At 65.5% G+C, this 16,735-nt stretch carries 15 protein-coding genes; 9 read left to right on the plus strand and 6 right to left on the minus strand.

Going from position 1 to position 16,735, the window contains the following annotated elements; translation table 11 throughout:
• Nucleotides 1-9 precede the first annotated feature (9 nt).
• The 8 genes from M1D97_RS15415 to M1D97_RS15450 all read left to right on the plus strand — a co-directional run bounded on the left by M1D97_RS15415 (nt 10) and on the right by M1D97_RS15450 (nt 8,217).
• Nucleotides 10-885 (plus strand): DUF3298 domain-containing protein, encoded by an 876-nt coding sequence (locus M1D97_RS15415; RefSeq protein ID WP_456268583.1) that lies wholly within the window; start codon nt 10-12, stop codon nt 883-885.
• 32 nt (nt 886-917) lie between these two features.
• Nucleotides 918-2,069: a lyase family protein gene (locus M1D97_RS15420; RefSeq protein WP_456268584.1), complete on the plus strand. Its 1,152-nt coding sequence runs from the start codon at nt 918-920 to the stop codon at nt 2,067-2,069.
• 171 nt (nt 2,070-2,240) lie between these two features.
• Nucleotides 2,241-3,482: a bifunctional 3-oxoadipate enol-lactonase/4-carboxymuconolactone decarboxylase PcaDC gene (gene pcaDC, locus M1D97_RS15425; RefSeq protein WP_456268585.1), complete on the plus strand. Its 1,242-nt coding sequence runs from the start codon at nt 2,241-2,243 to the stop codon at nt 3,480-3,482.
• Nucleotides 3,483-3,498: 16 nt separating this feature from the next.
• Complete coding sequence (gene pcaH, locus M1D97_RS15430; protein ID WP_456268586.1) at nt 3,499-4,215, plus strand: protocatechuate 3,4-dioxygenase subunit beta; 717 nt, start codon at nt 3,499-3,501, stop codon at nt 4,213-4,215.
• A 4-nt stretch (nt 4,216-4,219) separates the two neighbouring features.
• Entirely contained in the window at nt 4,220-4,831 is a 612-nt protein-coding gene (pcaG, locus tag M1D97_RS15435; RefSeq protein ID WP_456268587.1) for a protocatechuate 3,4-dioxygenase subunit alpha, read from the plus strand.
• Between the two features lie 51 nt (nt 4,832-4,882).
• The gene (locus tag M1D97_RS15440; RefSeq protein WP_456268588.1) at nt 4,883-6,751 is read left to right on the plus strand and encodes a bifunctional sugar phosphate isomerase/epimerase/4-hydroxyphenylpyruvate dioxygenase family protein; all 1,869 of its coding nucleotides are present in this window, start codon (nt 4,883-4,885) and stop codon (nt 6,749-6,751) included.
• Nucleotides 6,752-6,853: 102 nt separating this feature from the next.
• Nucleotides 6,854-7,276: a type II 3-dehydroquinate dehydratase gene (gene aroQ / locus M1D97_RS15445; protein ID WP_456268589.1), complete on the plus strand. Its 423-nt coding sequence runs from the start codon at nt 6,854-6,856 to the stop codon at nt 7,274-7,276.
• Nucleotides 7,277-7,296: 20 nt separating this feature from the next.
• Nucleotides 7,297-8,217 (plus strand): AEC family transporter, encoded by a 921-nt coding sequence (locus tag M1D97_RS15450; RefSeq protein WP_456268590.1) that lies wholly within the window; start codon nt 7,297-7,299, stop codon nt 8,215-8,217.
• 31 nt (nt 8,218-8,248) lie between these two features.
• On the opposite strand, the gene chrA is transcribed toward M1D97_RS15450, so the two are convergent.
• A complete protein-coding gene (gene chrA, locus M1D97_RS15455; protein WP_456268591.1) occupies nt 8,249-9,448 on the minus strand; it encodes a chromate efflux transporter in 1,200 nt (399 codons plus the stop codon).
• A 183-nt stretch (nt 9,449-9,631) separates the two neighbouring features.
• Between chrA and M1D97_RS15460 the strand changes: the two genes are divergently transcribed.
• A complete protein-coding gene (locus M1D97_RS15460; protein ID WP_456268592.1) occupies nt 9,632-10,042 on the plus strand; it encodes a thiol-disulfide oxidoreductase DCC family protein in 411 nt (136 codons plus the stop codon).
• An 87-nt stretch (nt 10,043-10,129) separates the two neighbouring features.
• Here the strand turns inward: M1D97_RS15460 and M1D97_RS15465 are convergent, their stop codons facing one another.
• The 5 genes from M1D97_RS15465 to M1D97_RS15485 all read right to left on the minus strand — a co-directional run bounded on the left by M1D97_RS15465 (nt 10,130) and on the right by M1D97_RS15485 (nt 16,695).
• Entirely contained in the window at nt 10,130-11,305 is a 1,176-nt protein-coding gene (locus M1D97_RS15465; RefSeq protein WP_456268593.1) for an aldose epimerase family protein, read from the minus strand.
• Nucleotides 11,306-11,344: 39 nt separating this feature from the next.
• The gene (gene araH / locus M1D97_RS15470; RefSeq protein WP_456268594.1) at nt 11,345-12,364 is read right to left on the minus strand and encodes an L-arabinose ABC transporter permease AraH; all 1,020 of its coding nucleotides are present in this window, start codon (nt 12,362-12,364) and stop codon (nt 11,345-11,347) included.
• A gap of 45 nt (nt 12,365-12,409) precedes the next feature.
• The gene (gene araG / locus M1D97_RS15475) at nt 12,410-13,930 is read right to left on the minus strand and encodes an L-arabinose ABC transporter ATP-binding protein AraG (protein ID WP_456268595.1); all 1,521 of its coding nucleotides are present in this window, start codon (nt 13,928-13,930) and stop codon (nt 12,410-12,412) included.
• Nucleotides 13,927-14,877, minus strand: coding sequence for an arabinose ABC transporter substrate-binding protein (locus M1D97_RS15480; RefSeq protein ID WP_456270237.1), 951 nt, complete (start codon nt 14,875-14,877; stop codon nt 13,927-13,929). Before M1D97_RS15480 ends, araG begins: the two co-directional genes overlap by 4 nt.
• Nucleotides 14,878-15,270: 393 nt before the next feature.
• Nucleotides 15,271-16,695: a sugar porter family MFS transporter gene (locus M1D97_RS15485; protein WP_456268596.1), complete on the minus strand. Its 1,425-nt coding sequence runs from the start codon at nt 16,693-16,695 to the stop codon at nt 15,271-15,273.
• Nucleotides 16,696-16,735 lie beyond the last annotated feature (40 nt).

A 16,735-nucleotide genomic window follows, 5' to 3' on the forward strand; every position in this document is an offset into this window, starting at 1 on the left:
GGATGTCCCATGATGACCTCGATACGCTATCGCTGGCTGGCCGTACCGGCCCTGTTAATGACGCTTGCCGCCTGCGATCAGACCGCTGACGACCAGAGCGTGGATGACCAGGACAGTGCCCGAAACAACGTCTCCACCACTGCCGACTCAACCGACACGGAGCATCGGCAGGAGGGCCTCTCGCCCACGCTCGTCAACCGCACCATCACGGCACCGGACTGCGAGGGCGACGACTGTGCCAGCGTCGAGATCCGGATGATCGAGTTCGACAGCGCCCCATCGCTCTCCCGCGAGATTGAGCAACGTCTGGTCCGCATGGGCCATCCGGTCAGCGATTCGGGCGTGGATGAAGACGCGCTACCGACCACGGTGGATGCCTACGCCGAGAGCTTTTTCGATCAGAGCGCCCGGGCCAGCGAGGAGACGGACAACCCGAGCCGCTACCATGCCAGCCTCGAGGCACAGGAGGTCAGCCGTCACGACGATCTGCTGATTCTCGAGCTGCAGAGCTACGTCATGACCGGCGGCGCCCACGGCCTGCCGGGGACCGATTACATGGTCATCGATGAAAATACCCGTCAGGTCGTGACGCTGGACGACATGCTGCAGGAAGGCGAGAAGCCGGCGTTCGAGGCAGCGCTGAAAAATTCGTGGCAGGACTGGCAGAAAAACAGCGAGGCGGGGCAGACGCTTGATCCCATCAACTGGCCGTTCTCGCCCAGCGACAATGCCGCCCCGCTGAACGACGCCATGGCCGTCACCTACGGCGTCCATACCCTGGGGCCCCAGGCCATTGGCCAGCCGACGCTGACCATTCCCTACAGTGAGCTCGACGGCGTTCTGAAGCCGCGCTTTATGCCCGAGGCAGACGCTCGGCAGCACTGATCCGGCAATCGATTCAAGCGTCAGGAGGCGTCATGTCACGCGAGCTGTTACAGCACCCCTTCATGAGCCGGGCGGCGCTTGAGCACTTTGATACCCCGGCGCTGGTCAAGGCCATGCTGGCCTTTGAGCTGGCGCTGGCCGACAGCGAAGAGCACCACGACATCGTTCCGGCCGGGACGCACCGGGAGATGGCGCAGCGTCTGACGCCGGCGGTATTCGATACCGCCGCGCTTGAGGCCGATACAGTGCTGGGCGGCAACGCCGCAATACCGTTTGTGCAGCAGGCGAAGGCCGCGCTGCCCGGGACGCTGCGACAGTGGTGCCATTACGGCGCCACCAGCCAGGACGTGCTCGATACGGCCCTGATGCAGCTCAGCGCGCAGCGGCTGCCGGTACTGCTGGCGCTGGTCGAGCGCAGTCTGGACGCGCTGGCGGCATTGATGCGCGCCCACGCTGACACCCTCATGATCGGTCGCACCCTGATGCAGCAGGCGCTGCCCACCACCCTTGGCGTACGCGCCGCGCAGTGGGCCGTGCAGCTGGAGGAGGCGCGCGGCCGACTGGCCGACATCAATGCGGCCGGTCTGCCGGTCCAGTTCGGCGGCCCTGTGGGCGTGCACGGCGGCCTGCCTGACGGTCTGACAGTCATGGCGACGCTGGCCCAGCGGCTGGGCCTTCGCGCGCCCCTGCTGCCCTGGCACACCAACCGCCAGCCGATTCATGCCCTGATCACGGCCCTTGACGGCCTGGCCGTCGCCGCCGACAAGATTGCCGGCGACATCATCCTGCTGGCCCAGAGCGAGCTTCAGGAACTTTCCGAGCCTGCCGGTGAGGGTGTGGGTGGCTCCTCCTCCATGGCCCACAAGCGCAATCCCGTGCGCTGCACCCTGATCCGCACCGCCCGCCGGCGCATTCACGGTCATGTCACCACGGTTCTCCATGCCGCCAGCCAGCCGCTGGAGCGCGCCGCCGGCGAATGGCACAGCGAATGGGCGGCGCTGATCGAGACCCAGCAGCTTCTTGAAGGCGCGCTCGAGCAGCTTGTCGTGACGCTGGAAGGGCTGGAGGTCCACGGTGAGGCCATGGCGCGCAACCTTGCCATGACTGTGCCGGCGGATAGCGAGACGGATACCGGCAGCAGTCATGCGCAGATCCAGCGAGTGCTTGGCCACCTGTCCCGATAGCGCTGCGCCGGCCACCATACTCCGGCCGGCCACTTCTACCGTCTTTCCGGCGCCTGTCTGAGGGGTCGTAAGACTTTCCGACCTTCCCCCGGGCAACAATCGTCTAACGGGCGTGTATTTGCGGCTGACAGGCGCACATCGGCACACCTGTTGCTGACCGCCCCCACCAGAATGCAGAAGTCCCCTGATCGCGGGCGGGCATTGCTGGTTGCCATCGCCGCCTTTATCTGCGAGATCTTCATGCGTTTTCTCTCACGACATCAGCGCCGGATTGCCTGGCGCCTGACCGGCCCCGAGGCCGCACCGCTTTTGATGCTGGCGCATCCGCTGGGCATGCATCAGGGCATCTGGGATGAGCTCATCTCTTGGTTGACGCCCCATTTTCGGGTATTGAGCTGGGATCTGCCCGGTCACGGCGCCAGCGCTGGCATCACGGCGCCCGTGACCCTTGAAGATCTGGCCGATGACGCCCTGGCGCTGGCCGGAGCGGTCGGCGCCGAGCGCTTTCACTTCGTGGGCATCTCGATCGGTGCCGCCATCGGTCAGACCCTGCTGCGCCATGCACCCCAGCGTTTGAACCGGCTGGTGCTGACCAGCACCGGTGCCACCCTCGCCACGCCGCAGGCCTGGCATGACCGCGCCGGGCGCGTTCGATGCGACGGCCTGCCCGCCATGGCCGCCGGCATTGCCGAACGCTGGTTCTCCCCGGCCACACATTCGGCTTCCATCGACCTGGTCGAGGGCTGGACGGACCAGCTCGCCCGAAGCGACGGCGAAAGCTACGCCCGGCTCTGCGAGGCGCTGGCAGGCTTTGCCATCTCGCGCGACGACCTGGCAGCGGTACTGCCGCCGCTGACCCTGCTGGGCGGTCGGGACGATCCGGCCACCCCGCCGGCGGGTCTGATGGCGCTGGGCCAGCTGCTCGATGAAGCGCCCGTGATCCTGCTGGACGACGTCGGCCACGTGCCCGCCGTCGAGGCGCCCGAGGCCATGGCGGATCATCTGCACACGGCACTGCGCGAGCCGCTGACGCCGCGTCAGGAGGGGGTCAGCTTCGAGGCGGGTCTGGAAGTGCGCCGCCGGGTGCTGGGTCCTGACCACGTGGCGCGCTCGCTGGCCGGTGCCACCGAACTGGACATGCCCTTTCAGTCCCTGATCACCCGCACCGCCTGGGGCGAGCTGTGGGGCGATGAGACGCTGTCGGTCACCCAGCGCAGCATGATCACGCTGGCGATTCTGGCCGCGCTGGGCCGTGACGGCGAGCTGACCCTGCACCTGAAAGCGGCCCATCGCACCGGCGTCACACAGGCGGAGCTGCGTCAGGTCCTGACGCATGTGGCGACCTATGCCGGCGTCCCGGCCGCCAACCACGCGTTTTCACTGGCCCGCCAGCACGGCTGGGGCGATCAATAACAAGGATGACGTCACCATGCCCGTCGATTCCGATGACGGTTTCAATCCGGAACTCAATGGCCCGGTAGAACAGCACCAGCCCCCGCAGGTCTTTGACGCCTACCAGTCCACGCGCCTGCGCGGGCCCCGCAACAACCTCATCATTACCCGCGGCGGGCTGGCCGAGCGCACCGCGCCGGTCTACGGCCATCACAACCTCGGGCGCGAGGATAGCGACCTGACCGTCCAGCATGACGGCGCCCCGCTGGGCCAGAAGATCGTGATTGCCGGGCAGGTACGCACTACCGACGGCCGGCCGGTGCCCCACGCGCTCATCGAGCTGTGGCAGGCCAACGCCTCGGGGCGCTATACCCACAAAAAGGATCAGCATCCGGCGCCGCTGGACCCCAACTTTTCCGGCGCCGGTCGCACCCTCACCGATGCACGGGGGTATTACCGCTTTATTACCATCGCGCCCGGCGCCTATCCGTGGGGCAATCACTTCAACGGCTGGCGCCCGGCGCATGTGCATTTCTCGGTGCTGGGCGCTGCTTTCTCCCAGCGCCTGATCACGCAGATGTATTTCCCCGGCGACCCGCTTCTGGCCATCGACCCGATCTTCATGGCCAACCCCGACCGGCGCGTGCGCGAGCTGATGGTTGCCCGCTATGACCGGCGCTTCGATATTCCCGGCGAGGCCCTGGGTTATCGCTTTGACATGTTTCTGGGCCCCCACGGCACTCCGCTGGAGTAATCCCATGACCCACCGCAAGCCCCCTGAGCACACCCCGACGCCGCAGGAGATCATGCAGGCCGAGCATGAAATGCATGCCCGGACGGTGCATCTACCCACCGGCACGCAGACCGTCGGTCCCTTTTTCCACGAGGCGCTGCTGCCCGAGGGCGATATTGCCCTGATCCGGGGTGACGATCTGCCCCCGGGCCGGCGCATTCGAATTGAAGGACGGCTGCTCGACGGCGCCGGCGCGCCGGTCAACGATGCCATGCTGGAGCTCTGGCAGCCCGACGGCACAGGGCACTTTCATACCGACGCCGCCCGGGCCGATTTTGACGGCTTCGGCCGTATCGCCACCCGGGAGGACGGCAGCTTCTCGGTGGCCACGCTCAAGCCCGGCGGCCAGGGCGAAGAGGCCCCGCACATCGCGGTGCACCTGATGGCCCGCGGTCTGCTGCATACGCTGGCCACCCGGCTCTATTTCGAGGATGAAGACAACGATACTGACCCGGTGCTGGCCGGTGTACCCGCCGAGCGCCGTGCGACCCTATTGGCCCGGTGCGAGGCAGATGGGGTCTATCGCTTCGACATTCATCTGCAGGGCGCCCGCGAGACGGTGTTTTTCGAGCATTGATCACAGGCGGCATCCCTCTTTCGTTTCGATACAGTTCGTGGAGTAGTCAGGATGCGAGCAATTGCGACCGTCTCTCTCAGCGGTGACCTGGGCGCCAAGTTCGAGGCCGTGGCCCGGGCCGGCTACGACGGCATTGAAATCTTTGAAAATGATCTGCTCTCCTGGGGCGGTACCCCGGAGGCTGTGCGGGCACTGGCCGCCTCGCTGGGGCTGACCATCATCGCCCTGCAGCCCTTTCGCGATTTCGAGGCCATGCCCGAGCCGCAGCGCAGCCGCAACTTCGCCCGCGCCGAGCGCAAGTTCGCCCTGATGAAGGCGCTGGGCACCGATTTCATGCTGATCTGCAGCAACACCTCGGCGCCTTGTGTGGATGACGATGCCCGCGCCGCCGAGGATCTGCGCGAACTCGCCGAGCGGGCCGCCGCCCATGGTCTGCGCATCGGCTTCGAGGCGCTGGCCTGGGGCCGCCATATCAACGACTACCGTCACGCCTGGGCTATCATCGAGCGCGCCGATCATCCCTCACTGGGGCTGGTGCTGGACAGCTTTCACGTCCTGGCGCCCGGCCTGCCCACGGCCCCGATCGCCGATATTCCGGGCGAGCGCATCTCGCTGGTGCATCTGGCCGATGCGCCCATCAAGCAGATGGACCTGCTCGACTGGAGTCGCCATTATCGCTGCTTTCCCGGCCAGGGCGGACTGGATATGGCGGGGTTCATGCGCGCCCTGGGGCGTACCGGCTATACCGGGCCGCTGTCGCACGAGATCTTCAATACCGATTTTCGCATGGCCTGCGCCCACGACACCGCGCTCGATGGCATGCGCGCGATGATTCTGGCCGAGTACCTGCGTGATGAAGCGACCGCTTCCGACGCGCTGGCCACATCGCCGACCTTCCAGGGCATTCACTTTCTGGAGTTCACCCTCGATGCGTCGCAGGCCAGCGCGCTGGGCCGGATGCTGACCCTGCTCGGCTTTTGTCATATCGGCCATCACCGCTCCAAGAACATCGAGCTCTGGCGCCAGGGGGCGGTGCATCTGGTGCTCAACCTGGAAATGCATACCTTTGCCCATACCTACCGGCTCATGCACGGCATCTCGGTGTGTGCCGTCGGCTTTCGCGCCGACAACCCGGGCCTGACCATGGCGCGTGCCCGCGCTTTCGGGGCCCGATCCCATGAGGGGCCCGTGGGCCCCGGCGAGATGCGCCTGCCCGCCGTACGCGGCATCAACGACAGCCTGATCTATCTGGTCGATCCCGAGACCGCTCGCGACCGGCAGTGGCGGACCGATTTCAATCTGTTCGAGGCGCCTGCGCGCATCGAGGCCGGCATCACCGGTATCGATCACCTCTCAACGGCAGTGGCGCCAACGCAGATGCTGCGCTGGCAGCTGTTCTTTCGTACCGTCTTCGACTTTGACGCCGACCCCGAAAACGAGCTGGTCGACCCCAACGGCCTGATCTTCAGCCAGGCCCTGATCAGCCATGACAGCACCGTTCGCATGGCGCTGAACGCTTCCCCCGCCGGCGAGACAATGCCCGCTCGTTTCATGAACGAGGGCCACGGCGGCATCCAGCAGATTGCCCTGGCCACCGACGATATTTTCACAACGCTTGATCACTTGATCATTAACGGCGTGACGCTGCTGCCCATCCCGGAGAATTATTACGACGACCTGGCGGCCCGGGTCGAGCTCGATGACGCCCTTCTGGACGCCATGCGTGAGCGCAACATCCTGTACGACCGTAGCGACAACGGTGAATTCTTTCATGCCTATACCGACGTATTTGCCGGTCGCTTTCATTTTGAAATCGTCGAGCGCCGCGGAGACTATGGGCAGTTCGGCGCGGTCAATGCACCGATTCGACTGGCGGCCCAATCGCGACTGCACGCAGCATCCGCGCCGGCCGCCCGCTAACCCCGGCCCTGGCAGGCGTGATGCAACCACGCCCGCTCCGTGGCAGGATATCGGCTCCAGTCCGGCAGTCGCCGCATTACGCCTACCCGCCCCGGAGTCACGATGAACGTTTTGATCCTCAACGGTCCCAACCTGAACCTGCTGGGCCAGCGCGAACCCGACATTTACGGCCATGAGACGCTGGCCGACATCGACAATGCCATCCGCCACCGCGCCTTCGACCACGGGATCAGCACCGACTTTCTGCAGACCAATCACGAAGGCGTGATGCTTGATCGCATCCACGAGGCCCGCGAGCGCTTCGATGCCATCATCATCAATCCGGCGGCCTGGTCGCACACCTCGGTGGCGCTGCTGGATGCGCTCAAGGCGTTCGAGGGGCGCGTGATCGAGGTGCACCTCTCCAACGTGCATACCCGCGAGGCGTTTCGCCATCACTCTTACGTGTCGGCGCGGGCCGAGGCGGTCATCGCGGGGATGGGCAGCTTCGGCTATCTGGCGGCCATCGATTTTCTGGCGCGCTAGCGCCCTCCAGGGATGCCCCCATGAGCAGCATCGTCGAGGCACTGGCTCCGCTGTTTGCCCTTATTGCGCTGGGGGCGGGGCTGGGCTGGGCGCGTTTTCCCGGCGGTGACTTCTGGTCGCGGCTGGAACGCGTCATCTATTACCTGCTGTTTCCGGCCATGCTGGTGGCCACGCTGGCCACCGCCGATGTCGGCCGGGTGTCGGTGCTGGCGCTGGCTGCCACCCTGGTCGGCACCATGGTCGTGCTGGGCGCGGCGCTGTGGCTGGCGCGCGCCCGACTGGCGCTGTCACCGGCCGTATTCACTTCGGCCTTTCAGGGCACGGTGCGTTTTAACACCTATGTCGGCGTGGCGGGTGCGGCCGCCCTGTACGGCGAGGCCGGCCTGACCGTGGCGGCGGTGGCGATTGCGCTGATGGTCCCCACGGCCAACATCCTGTGCGTGCTGGCCTTTGTCGTTTCCGGCACGCAGGGCCAGGCCAGTTCTGGTAAAAGCGTACTGGCACTGGCGCGCAATCCGCTGATTCTGGCCTGCCTGGCGGGCGTGGCCCTCAACTGGACCGGCATCGGCCTGCCCGGCGTCAGCGAACCGGCCCTTGAGCTGCTGGGCCAGGCCGCCCTGCCGCTGGGGCTGGTGGCGGTGGGCGTGGCGCTGCGGCTGCAGGCGCTGTGGCACGGCGGGCGAGCGTTCTGGCTCTCGAGCGGACTCAAGCTGGTCGTCACGCCCCTATGCGTGCTGCTGCTGTCATGGCTGGTCGGCCTGCAGGGCGTGGAGCGCGACGTGGCGCTGCTCTTTGCCGCGCTGCCCACAGCGACGTCGGCCTATATCCTGGCGCGCCAGCTCGGCGGCGATGCCGAATTGATGGCGGCGATCATTACCGGGCAGACGCTGGTGGCGATGCTGGTCATGCCGCTGGTGCTTCGGCTGGCCGGCGTCGGCTGAGCGCCTGCGGTCCGAAGGCAGGCGACAGTGCCTACAGGGTAATGAGCAGCCCGCCGGCGGCCATCACAATCACCACCGCCCAGGCGGGCCATTTCCACACGCCCAGCAGCAAAACGCCCGTTAGTGCCAGCACGAATTCCTGCGCCCCGACAATGGCACTGGTCCAGACCGGCTGGTAGAGCGCCGCGCCCAGAATGCCGACCACCGCGGCATTGGCACCGCGCATCACCCCCTGGGCGCTCTCCAGCTGCCGGAAGCCGTGCCACCAGGGCAACACGGCCACCAGCAGCAACATGCCGGGCAGAAAGATCATCAAGAGCGCGAGCACAGCTCCCATCAGGCCGACCGTGTCCGGGGTCATCACGGCGCCCAGATAGGCGGCAAAGGTAAACAGCGGTCCCGGCACGGCCTGGGCGGCCCCGTAGCCGGTCAGAAAATCATCCTCGGAGACCCAGCCGGGCTGAACAACCCCCGACTCCAGCAGCGGCAGCACCACATGGCCCCCGCCGAAGACCAGCGCGCCGGCCCGGTAGAAGGCGTCCATCATGGCCACCATCAGCGAAGGCGTGGCCCAGGCCAGCAGGGGAAGCCCCGCCAGCAGGACGGCGAAACACACCGCCGCCAACCGGCCGATCCGACGCGACACGGCAAAAGGCAGGTCGTGGCCGGCCGGCGCGCCCTGGTCGCGGCACCAGAGCAGACCGGCCAGGGCACCGATCACGATCGCCCCGACCTGCCCCGTCGCGCCGCCCACCAGCAGCGCCATCAGCACGGCCACCAATGCAATGGCGACACGACACTTGTCCGGACAGAGATTTTGCGCCATGCCCCGGACGGCGTGGGCCACAATGGCGACCGCGGCCACCTTGAGCCCGTGAATGAGGCCCTGACTGACCGGCCCTTCCAGTAGCGCCGTACCGAGGGCAAACAGCACCAGCACCCCGGCGGAGGGCAGGGTAAAGGCCGTCCAGGCCGCGGCGGCACCCCGGCCCCCGGCGCGCATCAGCCCCAGCGCAAAGCCCACCTGACTGCTGGCCGGCCCCGGCAGGAACTGACACAGCGCCACCAGATCGGCGTAGTCCTGCTCCGACAGCCAGCGACGCCGCTTGACGAACTCGTTGTGGAAATAGCTCAGATGCGCAATCGGACCACCAAAGGAGGTCAGTCCCAGCATCAAAAAAGCCAGGAAAACCTCCTTGACGCGGCCATCATCACGAGACATTTCAGGCATGACTCCCCCGGTGCCGATCGGACGGGAAATCTCCCGATCCAAAGGGGAAAGTGTCTAACATGAAGACAATGTCAGTTCCGTGACCCGGGACGACGATGCGGCCCTCATGACCGGAATATGTCCTGCGACCGCCCATCATCGGCTATGGTGTTACCAACGCAACCCTGAACAGCCGGAGTGTCCATGACCGAACTGACGCTTTTCTATGACGGCACCTGCCCGCTGTGCGTCAACGAAATCAACCACCTCAAGCGCCTCGACCGCGATCAGCGCATCGCCTTCGAAGACATTCACGCCGAGAACTTCACGAGCCGCTACCCCGACGTGGATCGCGAGGAAGCCAGCGCCATTTTGCTGGGTGACGTCAATGGTCGGCGCATTCGCGGGCTGGACGTGACCCATCGCGCCTGGTCGCTGGTGGGTCGCGGCTGGCTCACCGCGCCGCTGCGCTGGCCGCTGATTCGTCCTGTCGCCGATCGCGTCTATCTGTGGTTTGCGCCCAGGCGCTATCGCATCTCGGGCTGGCTGACCGGGCGTCAGCGCTGCCAGAGCTGCGACTCGGGACAGTGCGATATCACAAGCAAAAAATCCTGACCCGGGGCCGCGCCCGCGACACCCGTGAATACGACAGCGCCCTGCGAAGGACATCGCAGGGCGCTGTTGTATGGCATGACGGCAGGATCAGTCTTCGGTCGTAAAGCGATAGACCGTGCGGCTCTCCAGTGCCTCACCGGGCTGGAGAATGGTCGAGGGGAAGTCCGCCTGGTTGGGCGAGTCGGGGAAGTGCTGGGTCTCCAGCGCCAGCCCGGAGTGCTGACCGTAGGCGCGCCCGCTCTTGCCGGTCACGCTGCCATCCAGGAAGTTGCCCGAGTAGAACTGCAGCCCCGGTTCGGTCGTTTCGACCGCCATTACCCGGCCGCTGTCCGGTGACATTACCCGGGCGGCACGCTCGGGCGTCGAGGACGGCGCGCGCTTGAGCACGACGTTGTGGTCATAGCCGCCGGCGCGATCGAGCTGCTCGTTGTCGGCCTCGATGCGCGCACCGATCGGGGTGGGCGTGGTGAAATCAAACGGCGTGCCGGCCACCGGGGCGATCTCGCCGGTGGGAATCAGCGTGTCGTTGACCGGCGTGTAGGCATCGGCCTCAAGCGTCAGGACGTGGTCGAGAATGCTGTCGCTGCCCTCGCCGTTCAGGTTGAAGTAGCTGTGCTGGGTCAGGTTGACCGGGGTAGCCTTCGTGGTGCGCGCGCGGTAGTCGATGGCCAGGGTGTCGTCGTGGGTCAGGGTGTATTTGACCTCGACCGCCAGCTCGCCCGGATAGCCCTCTTCGCCGTCGGCGCTGGTATAGCGCATCACCACGCCGCTGCCCTCGCTCGAGGAGAACGGCGTGGCCTGCCAGAGTTTTTGATTGAAGCCTTCATCGCCGCCGTGCAGGTGATTGGGGCCATCGTTGGTGGCCAGTTGATACGTCCGACCGTCCAGCGAGAATTGCCCGCCGGCGATGCGGTTGCCGTAGCGCCCGATCAGCGCGCCGAAGTAGGGATTGAGCTTCTGATAGGCCGGTGACCGATAGCCGTCCAGCGAATCGAACCCCAGCACGATATCGGCCATTCGGCCGTCACGATCCGGCGTTTCAAGCGAGGTGATGATGCCGCCGTACTCGATCACCTCCAGACTCAGCTGCTGATCATTGGTGATGCGATAGCCGTGCACGGTGCGCCCGTCGGGCAGCGTGCCGAACACGAACTGCTCGACGTTGGGCGGCATCGGCGCCGACGCCGCCATCGACTGGCCGGTGCCGGCACAGAGCAGACCGGCACTCAACCCCAGACAAAACCGCAGGGACTGTCCTTTCATGGCATCCTCCTTGTCGTTGAAATCGCGATGAGCATCCGGTCAGCTCCGCTGGCGCCGCTGCTGCTTCCAGCGGTCAAACAGCACGGCCAGCAGCAAAATGGCGCCGCGCACCAGGTACTGATAGAAGGTCGGCACGTTCAAAAGCCCCATGGCGTTCTGCACGCAGCCCATGATCATCACGCCCACCAGCACGCCGGTGATCGAGGCCACCCCGCCGGACAGCGCCACGCCGCCCAGCACGCAGGCGGAGATGACCGCCAGCTCCAGTCCCATCGAGGTGTTCGGGTCGCCCAGCCCCATGCGCGAGGTCAAAAGCACCCCGGCGATGCCGGCCACCAGCCCCTGCAGGCCGAAGACGATGATCTTGAGCCGGCGCACGTTGACCCCGGCCAGCGCCGCGGCTTCCGGGTTGCCGCCGGTGGCCAGCACGTTGCGCCCGAAGGCGGTGAGGTTGAGCACCAGCCCGAAGATCACAAAACACAGGATCATGGTCCACACCGGCAGGGTCAGCCCCAGAAAGGAGGCGCTGCCCAGCTCGAAAAAGCCCGGTACGGTGATCATGACCGCGTCACCGCCGGAGGTGATGTAGGCCAGCCCGCGCACGAACTCCATGGCAGCCAGCGTGGCGATCAATGAGTTGATGCCGAAATGGGCCACCACGAAGCCATTGAACACGCCCACCATCGCCCCGGCGGCAATGCCGCCCAGCGCGCCGATCAGCACGCTGCCGGAGGCACTGGTCACGACCGCGGCGCTGACGCCGGCAAAGGCGACGATCGAGGCGACCGACAGATCCACCTCACCGAGCGCCAGCACCAGCATCATGGTGGTCGCAATGGTGCCGATGATGGTCACCGACAGCAGCAGACCGACCATGTTGCGACCGGTCAGAAAGTCGGGAATGGCTACCGCCAGGGCGATAAAGAGCACGATGAAGATGGCAATCAGCCCGGAGGCGTCCAGCAGGGTACGCAGCGGCTTGACCAGCCCCTGCCGCTTGCCCGGCGGTGCGGCCGCCTGACCGCTGTCGTCAGCGTGAACGCTCTTGTCACTGCTCATGATCGGGGTTCTCCAGACATCATTTGTTGTTGTCGCTTTCGGGGATCAGGCCGGCAGGGCCAGTCCCAGCAGCCGCTCGGGCGTGGCCGCGTCACGATCGACGATGTCGACCAGCGCACCGTCACGCATCACGCCGATGCGATCACAGATCGCGCTGACCTCGGTCAGATCGCTCGAGATCACCACCACCGCCTTGCCCTGATCGGCCAGGTCGTAAAGCAGGTTGTAGATATCGCGCCGTGCGCCGACATCGATGCCGCGGGTGGGCTCGTCCATCACGAACAGTTCGATTTGCTCGGAGAGCCAGCGCGCCAGAATGACCTTTTGCTGGTTGCCGCCGGAGAGCGTACTGATGCGGGTGCGCGGCCCGGGCGTGCGGATGCTCAGCTTGTCGATGTAGTCGCGGGTGTTGGCAAGCTCGCGCTTCGGGTGGCGCCACACCCCCATGCGCTTGAAAAAGCGTCGACAGCTGATGTTGAGGTTATCGGTGACGCTGGCCACCGGGAAGATGCCCTGCGATTTGCGATCCTCCGGGCACATGGCGATACCGGCCCGGATCGCCTCGCCCGGCGAATTGAAGCGCCCGGTGCGGCCGTTGAAGTGGATCTCGCCGGCCTTCGGAGCTTCCACGCCGCACACCAGTCGCAACAGCTCGCTGCGCCCGGCGCCGACCAGACCAAAGAATCCGAACACTTCCCCGCGGCGCACCTCGAAGCTCACCGGCGCCGTCAGTCCGCGGCCCTCCAGGGCCTCGACCTTCAGGATGACGTTACCGGTCTCGCGGGCGCGATAGCCGTAAACGTCCTCGATATCGCGCCCGACCATCTCGCTGACCAGCTGGTCCTGGGTGAGCCCCGCCATGGTGTCGTGGGTGCAGATATGGCGCCCGTCGCGAAAGACCGTGACGGCGTCACACATCTCGAACACCTCCTCCATGCGGTGGGTAACGTAGAGCACCACCCGGCCCTCGTCGCGCAGGCGCTTGACGATGCGCTTGAGCTGGCGCGTCTCCTGCACCGACAGGGAGCTGGTCGGCTCGTCAAAGGCGATGATGCGGGCATCGCGCAACAGCGCCCGGCCGATCTCGATCATCTGCTGCTGGCCGATCGAGAGATCGCGCACCTTCGTGGCCGGATGAACGCTGCCCTCGCCCAGCTCCTCGAGGATGCCAAGCGCCCGCTTGCGCAGCTGCCGGCGATCGACAATGCCGTAGTGCTGGGGCAGCTGGCCCAGCAGCAGGTTTTCCGCCACCGACAGGTTGGGCGAGAGCGTCAGCTCCTGATAGATAATGGCGATGCCCTGACGCAGCGCCTCGCGGGCATTGGCAAACACATGGCGCTCGCCGCCGATCAGAAGCGCGCCGTTGGTGAGGCGGTTCACGCCGCTCAACACCTTGAGCAGGGTCGACTTGCCGGCGCCGTTTTCGCCCATCAGGGCATGCACTTCCCCGGCGCGGGCGTTAAAGCTTACCCCGTCGAGCGCCCGGACCCCGGGGAACTCGACGGTGACGTTTTCCACCGACAGCCAGGGGTCGTGTTCGGCGACCGTGGCAGACGCGCTGCTCATAGCTGCAGCTCCTCACGGACGCTTTCCCAGTTGTCACGGGTCATCAGGGTGCCGGTGGTTTCGGTATTGGCCGGCGGCTTTTCGCCCTGGGCGATCCACTGATAGAGGTTTTCGGCACTCTGGCGACCATGCATGGTCGAGCTGACGGCGACGGTACCGTAGAAGCCGGTGGGATTTTCACGCGAGAACTCGGCAAAGGCCGCACCCGAGCCGTTGATGCCCACGCCGATGACCTGATCCGGCGACAGGCCGTACTGTTCGCTGGCGCGCACGCCGCCCAGCACGCTCTCTTCGTTGAGGGCATAGATCACCCAGTGGTCGAACTTGCTGTAGCGGGCAAAGATCGGCGAGGCGGCGGCAAAGGCGCTGGTGGTATCGGTGTTCTGCTGCGGGGCATCGATCACGTTATCCTTGCTGAACCCGGCATCGAGCAGCGCCTGAGTGGCACCATCGGTGCGCTCGCGGGCGGTCGGCAGTTCGTTGTTGGAGATGCGCAGGGCGCCGGTCGTCTCCATGTCCCAGCCGCGGCGCTGCATCTCCTCGGCGATGGCATTGCCGACCTGCTGACCGATCCTGTAGCCCGACATGCCCAGATGCGGCACCTCGGTCATGGGCTCGCCGTCGCTGCCCACGAACTGATCATCCACGGTGACGACCTTCATGTCGTACTGCTTCGCCCGATTGGCGATCGCCATGCCAAGGCGCACATCCGGCGGGCAGATCACGAAGCCCTGCGCGCCCTGAGCGTTAAGGTTGTCGATGGCGCTGAGCACCTGCTGACCGTCTTCACCGGCCAGACGCACCACGGTAAAGCCCTGCTCCTGTCCCAGCTCCGTGGCCGCACGCTGCTCGTTGATGAACCAGGCCTGTTCGGGTTTTTTGACGATAAAGCCGATCTTGACGTTGTCGTCAGCACCGTGCGCCATGCCCAGCGGCACCAGGGCCATGAGCGTGGTGGCGACAACACGGGAAAGGGCGGGTAGCAGGGGCATCGTGGACTCCGGGCCCTCATGGGGGCAGTTTGTTGTTCATGGTCGGTCGGCGGCAGCCGGCACCACTGACACACACGGCCAGGATACGGGCTGCTTCAGGCGGCGACCAATGCGTCCTGTAACGCCAGGCGATATCACAACGGCTATCAATCCTGTATCGACCCAGCGGGCATGCCCTCTGCCGCCAGATCGCCTGCTGCGGGCGCTGAGACTAAAGTTACGCACGCGCTGCAGGGCATGTGGCAGGCGGCATAACCCTGTCATCCCACAACAGTTCCGGTATCAAAAAAAATCGCCCGGCACGAAGGTGCCGGGCGATGTGACGCCAGCATCACTGTTGGGGCAATATCACTCGTAGTTCATGTCCTCGAGCTCACGCCCGCGCGTCTCCCGGACCATTTTGAGGACGAAAAAGACCGACAGCAGCGCAAAGAAGGCGTAGATGCCGTAGGCCCCGCCCAGGCCGATCCCGGCCAGCATGATCGGGAAGGTCATGGTGATGCCGAAGTTGGCCAGCCACTGGAACAGTCCCGCCACGGCCAGCCCCGAACCGCGCATCTGGTTGGGGAACATCTCGCCGAGCATGACCCACATGACCGGCCCCCAGGAGCCATTGAAGAACATCACATAGGCGTTGGCCGCCAGCAGCGCCACGATCCCCATGCTGTCGGACAGACGCAGCGAACCGTCGACCAGCGACGCGGTCGAGAAGGCGTAGGTGAGAATGGCCAGCGTCACCGTCATGCCGGCCGAGCCGATCCACAGAATCGGCTTGCGTCCGATCCTGTCGATAACGGCGATGGTGACCATACAGGCCGCGATACTGACCGCGCCGCTGATGATGTTGATCAGCAGGGCATCGCTTTCGGTAAAACCTACCGACTGCCACAGTACCGCGCCGTAGTAGAACACCACGTTGATGCCGACCAGCTGCTGGAATACGGCAAGGCCGATGCCTACCCAGACGATGCGATGAACACGCCCGGTGGCGCCGTTGATCAGATCGGACAGGCCCGGCGTGCGCTCGCGGTTCACAGAGGTGCGAATGTCGCTTGCCTTCTGTTCCGCCTCGTTATCGGCCATCAGCGTCTTGAGCACCTTGAGGGCCTTTTTACCCTCGCCCTTGCTGATCAGAAAGCGCGGGCTTTCCGGAATGCCCAAAAGCGCCAGAAAGAAGATGGCGGCCGGAATCAGCTCCATCCAGAACATCCAGCGCCAGGCTTCAAAGCCACCCCAGAATTCGGCGGTCGAGGCGCCGGCCACCCGGGCAAGGATGTAGTTGCTCACAAAGGCCATGAACAGGCCGATGATGATGGCGATCTGCTGGATGGTCGCCAGCCGCCCGCGGATGGCGGCCGGGGCCACCTCACTGATATAGGCCGGGGTCATGACGCTCGCCGCGCCCACCGCGATCCCGCCGAGGATGCGGTAGATCACGAATTCAAGCGACCCTCCGGCCACACCGGAGCCCCAGGCACTGACCATGAACAACACCGCGGCGACGATCAGCAGCATGCGCCGTCCGAAGCGATCCGCCAGGCGACCGGCAAAGAAGGCCCCCCCGGCACAGCCCAGCAGCATCGAGGCCACGTTGAAGCCGGTACCGGCGGCCTCGGAGTTGAAGGCCGCCTGCAGGCCATCCACGGTGCCGTTGATGACACCGCTGTCAAAACCGAACAGAAAGCCGCCGAGGGCGGCAACACAGCAGATAACCAATACGTAGAACTGCCGTTTACGGCCGTCCTCATCCTGAACCGAAGTGTCTGACTGCATGGGACTGTCTCCTGGGATCCTGTTTTATGGGAACCGGTGC

It is taken from the genome of Kushneria sp. AK178 (assembly GCF_053903105.1).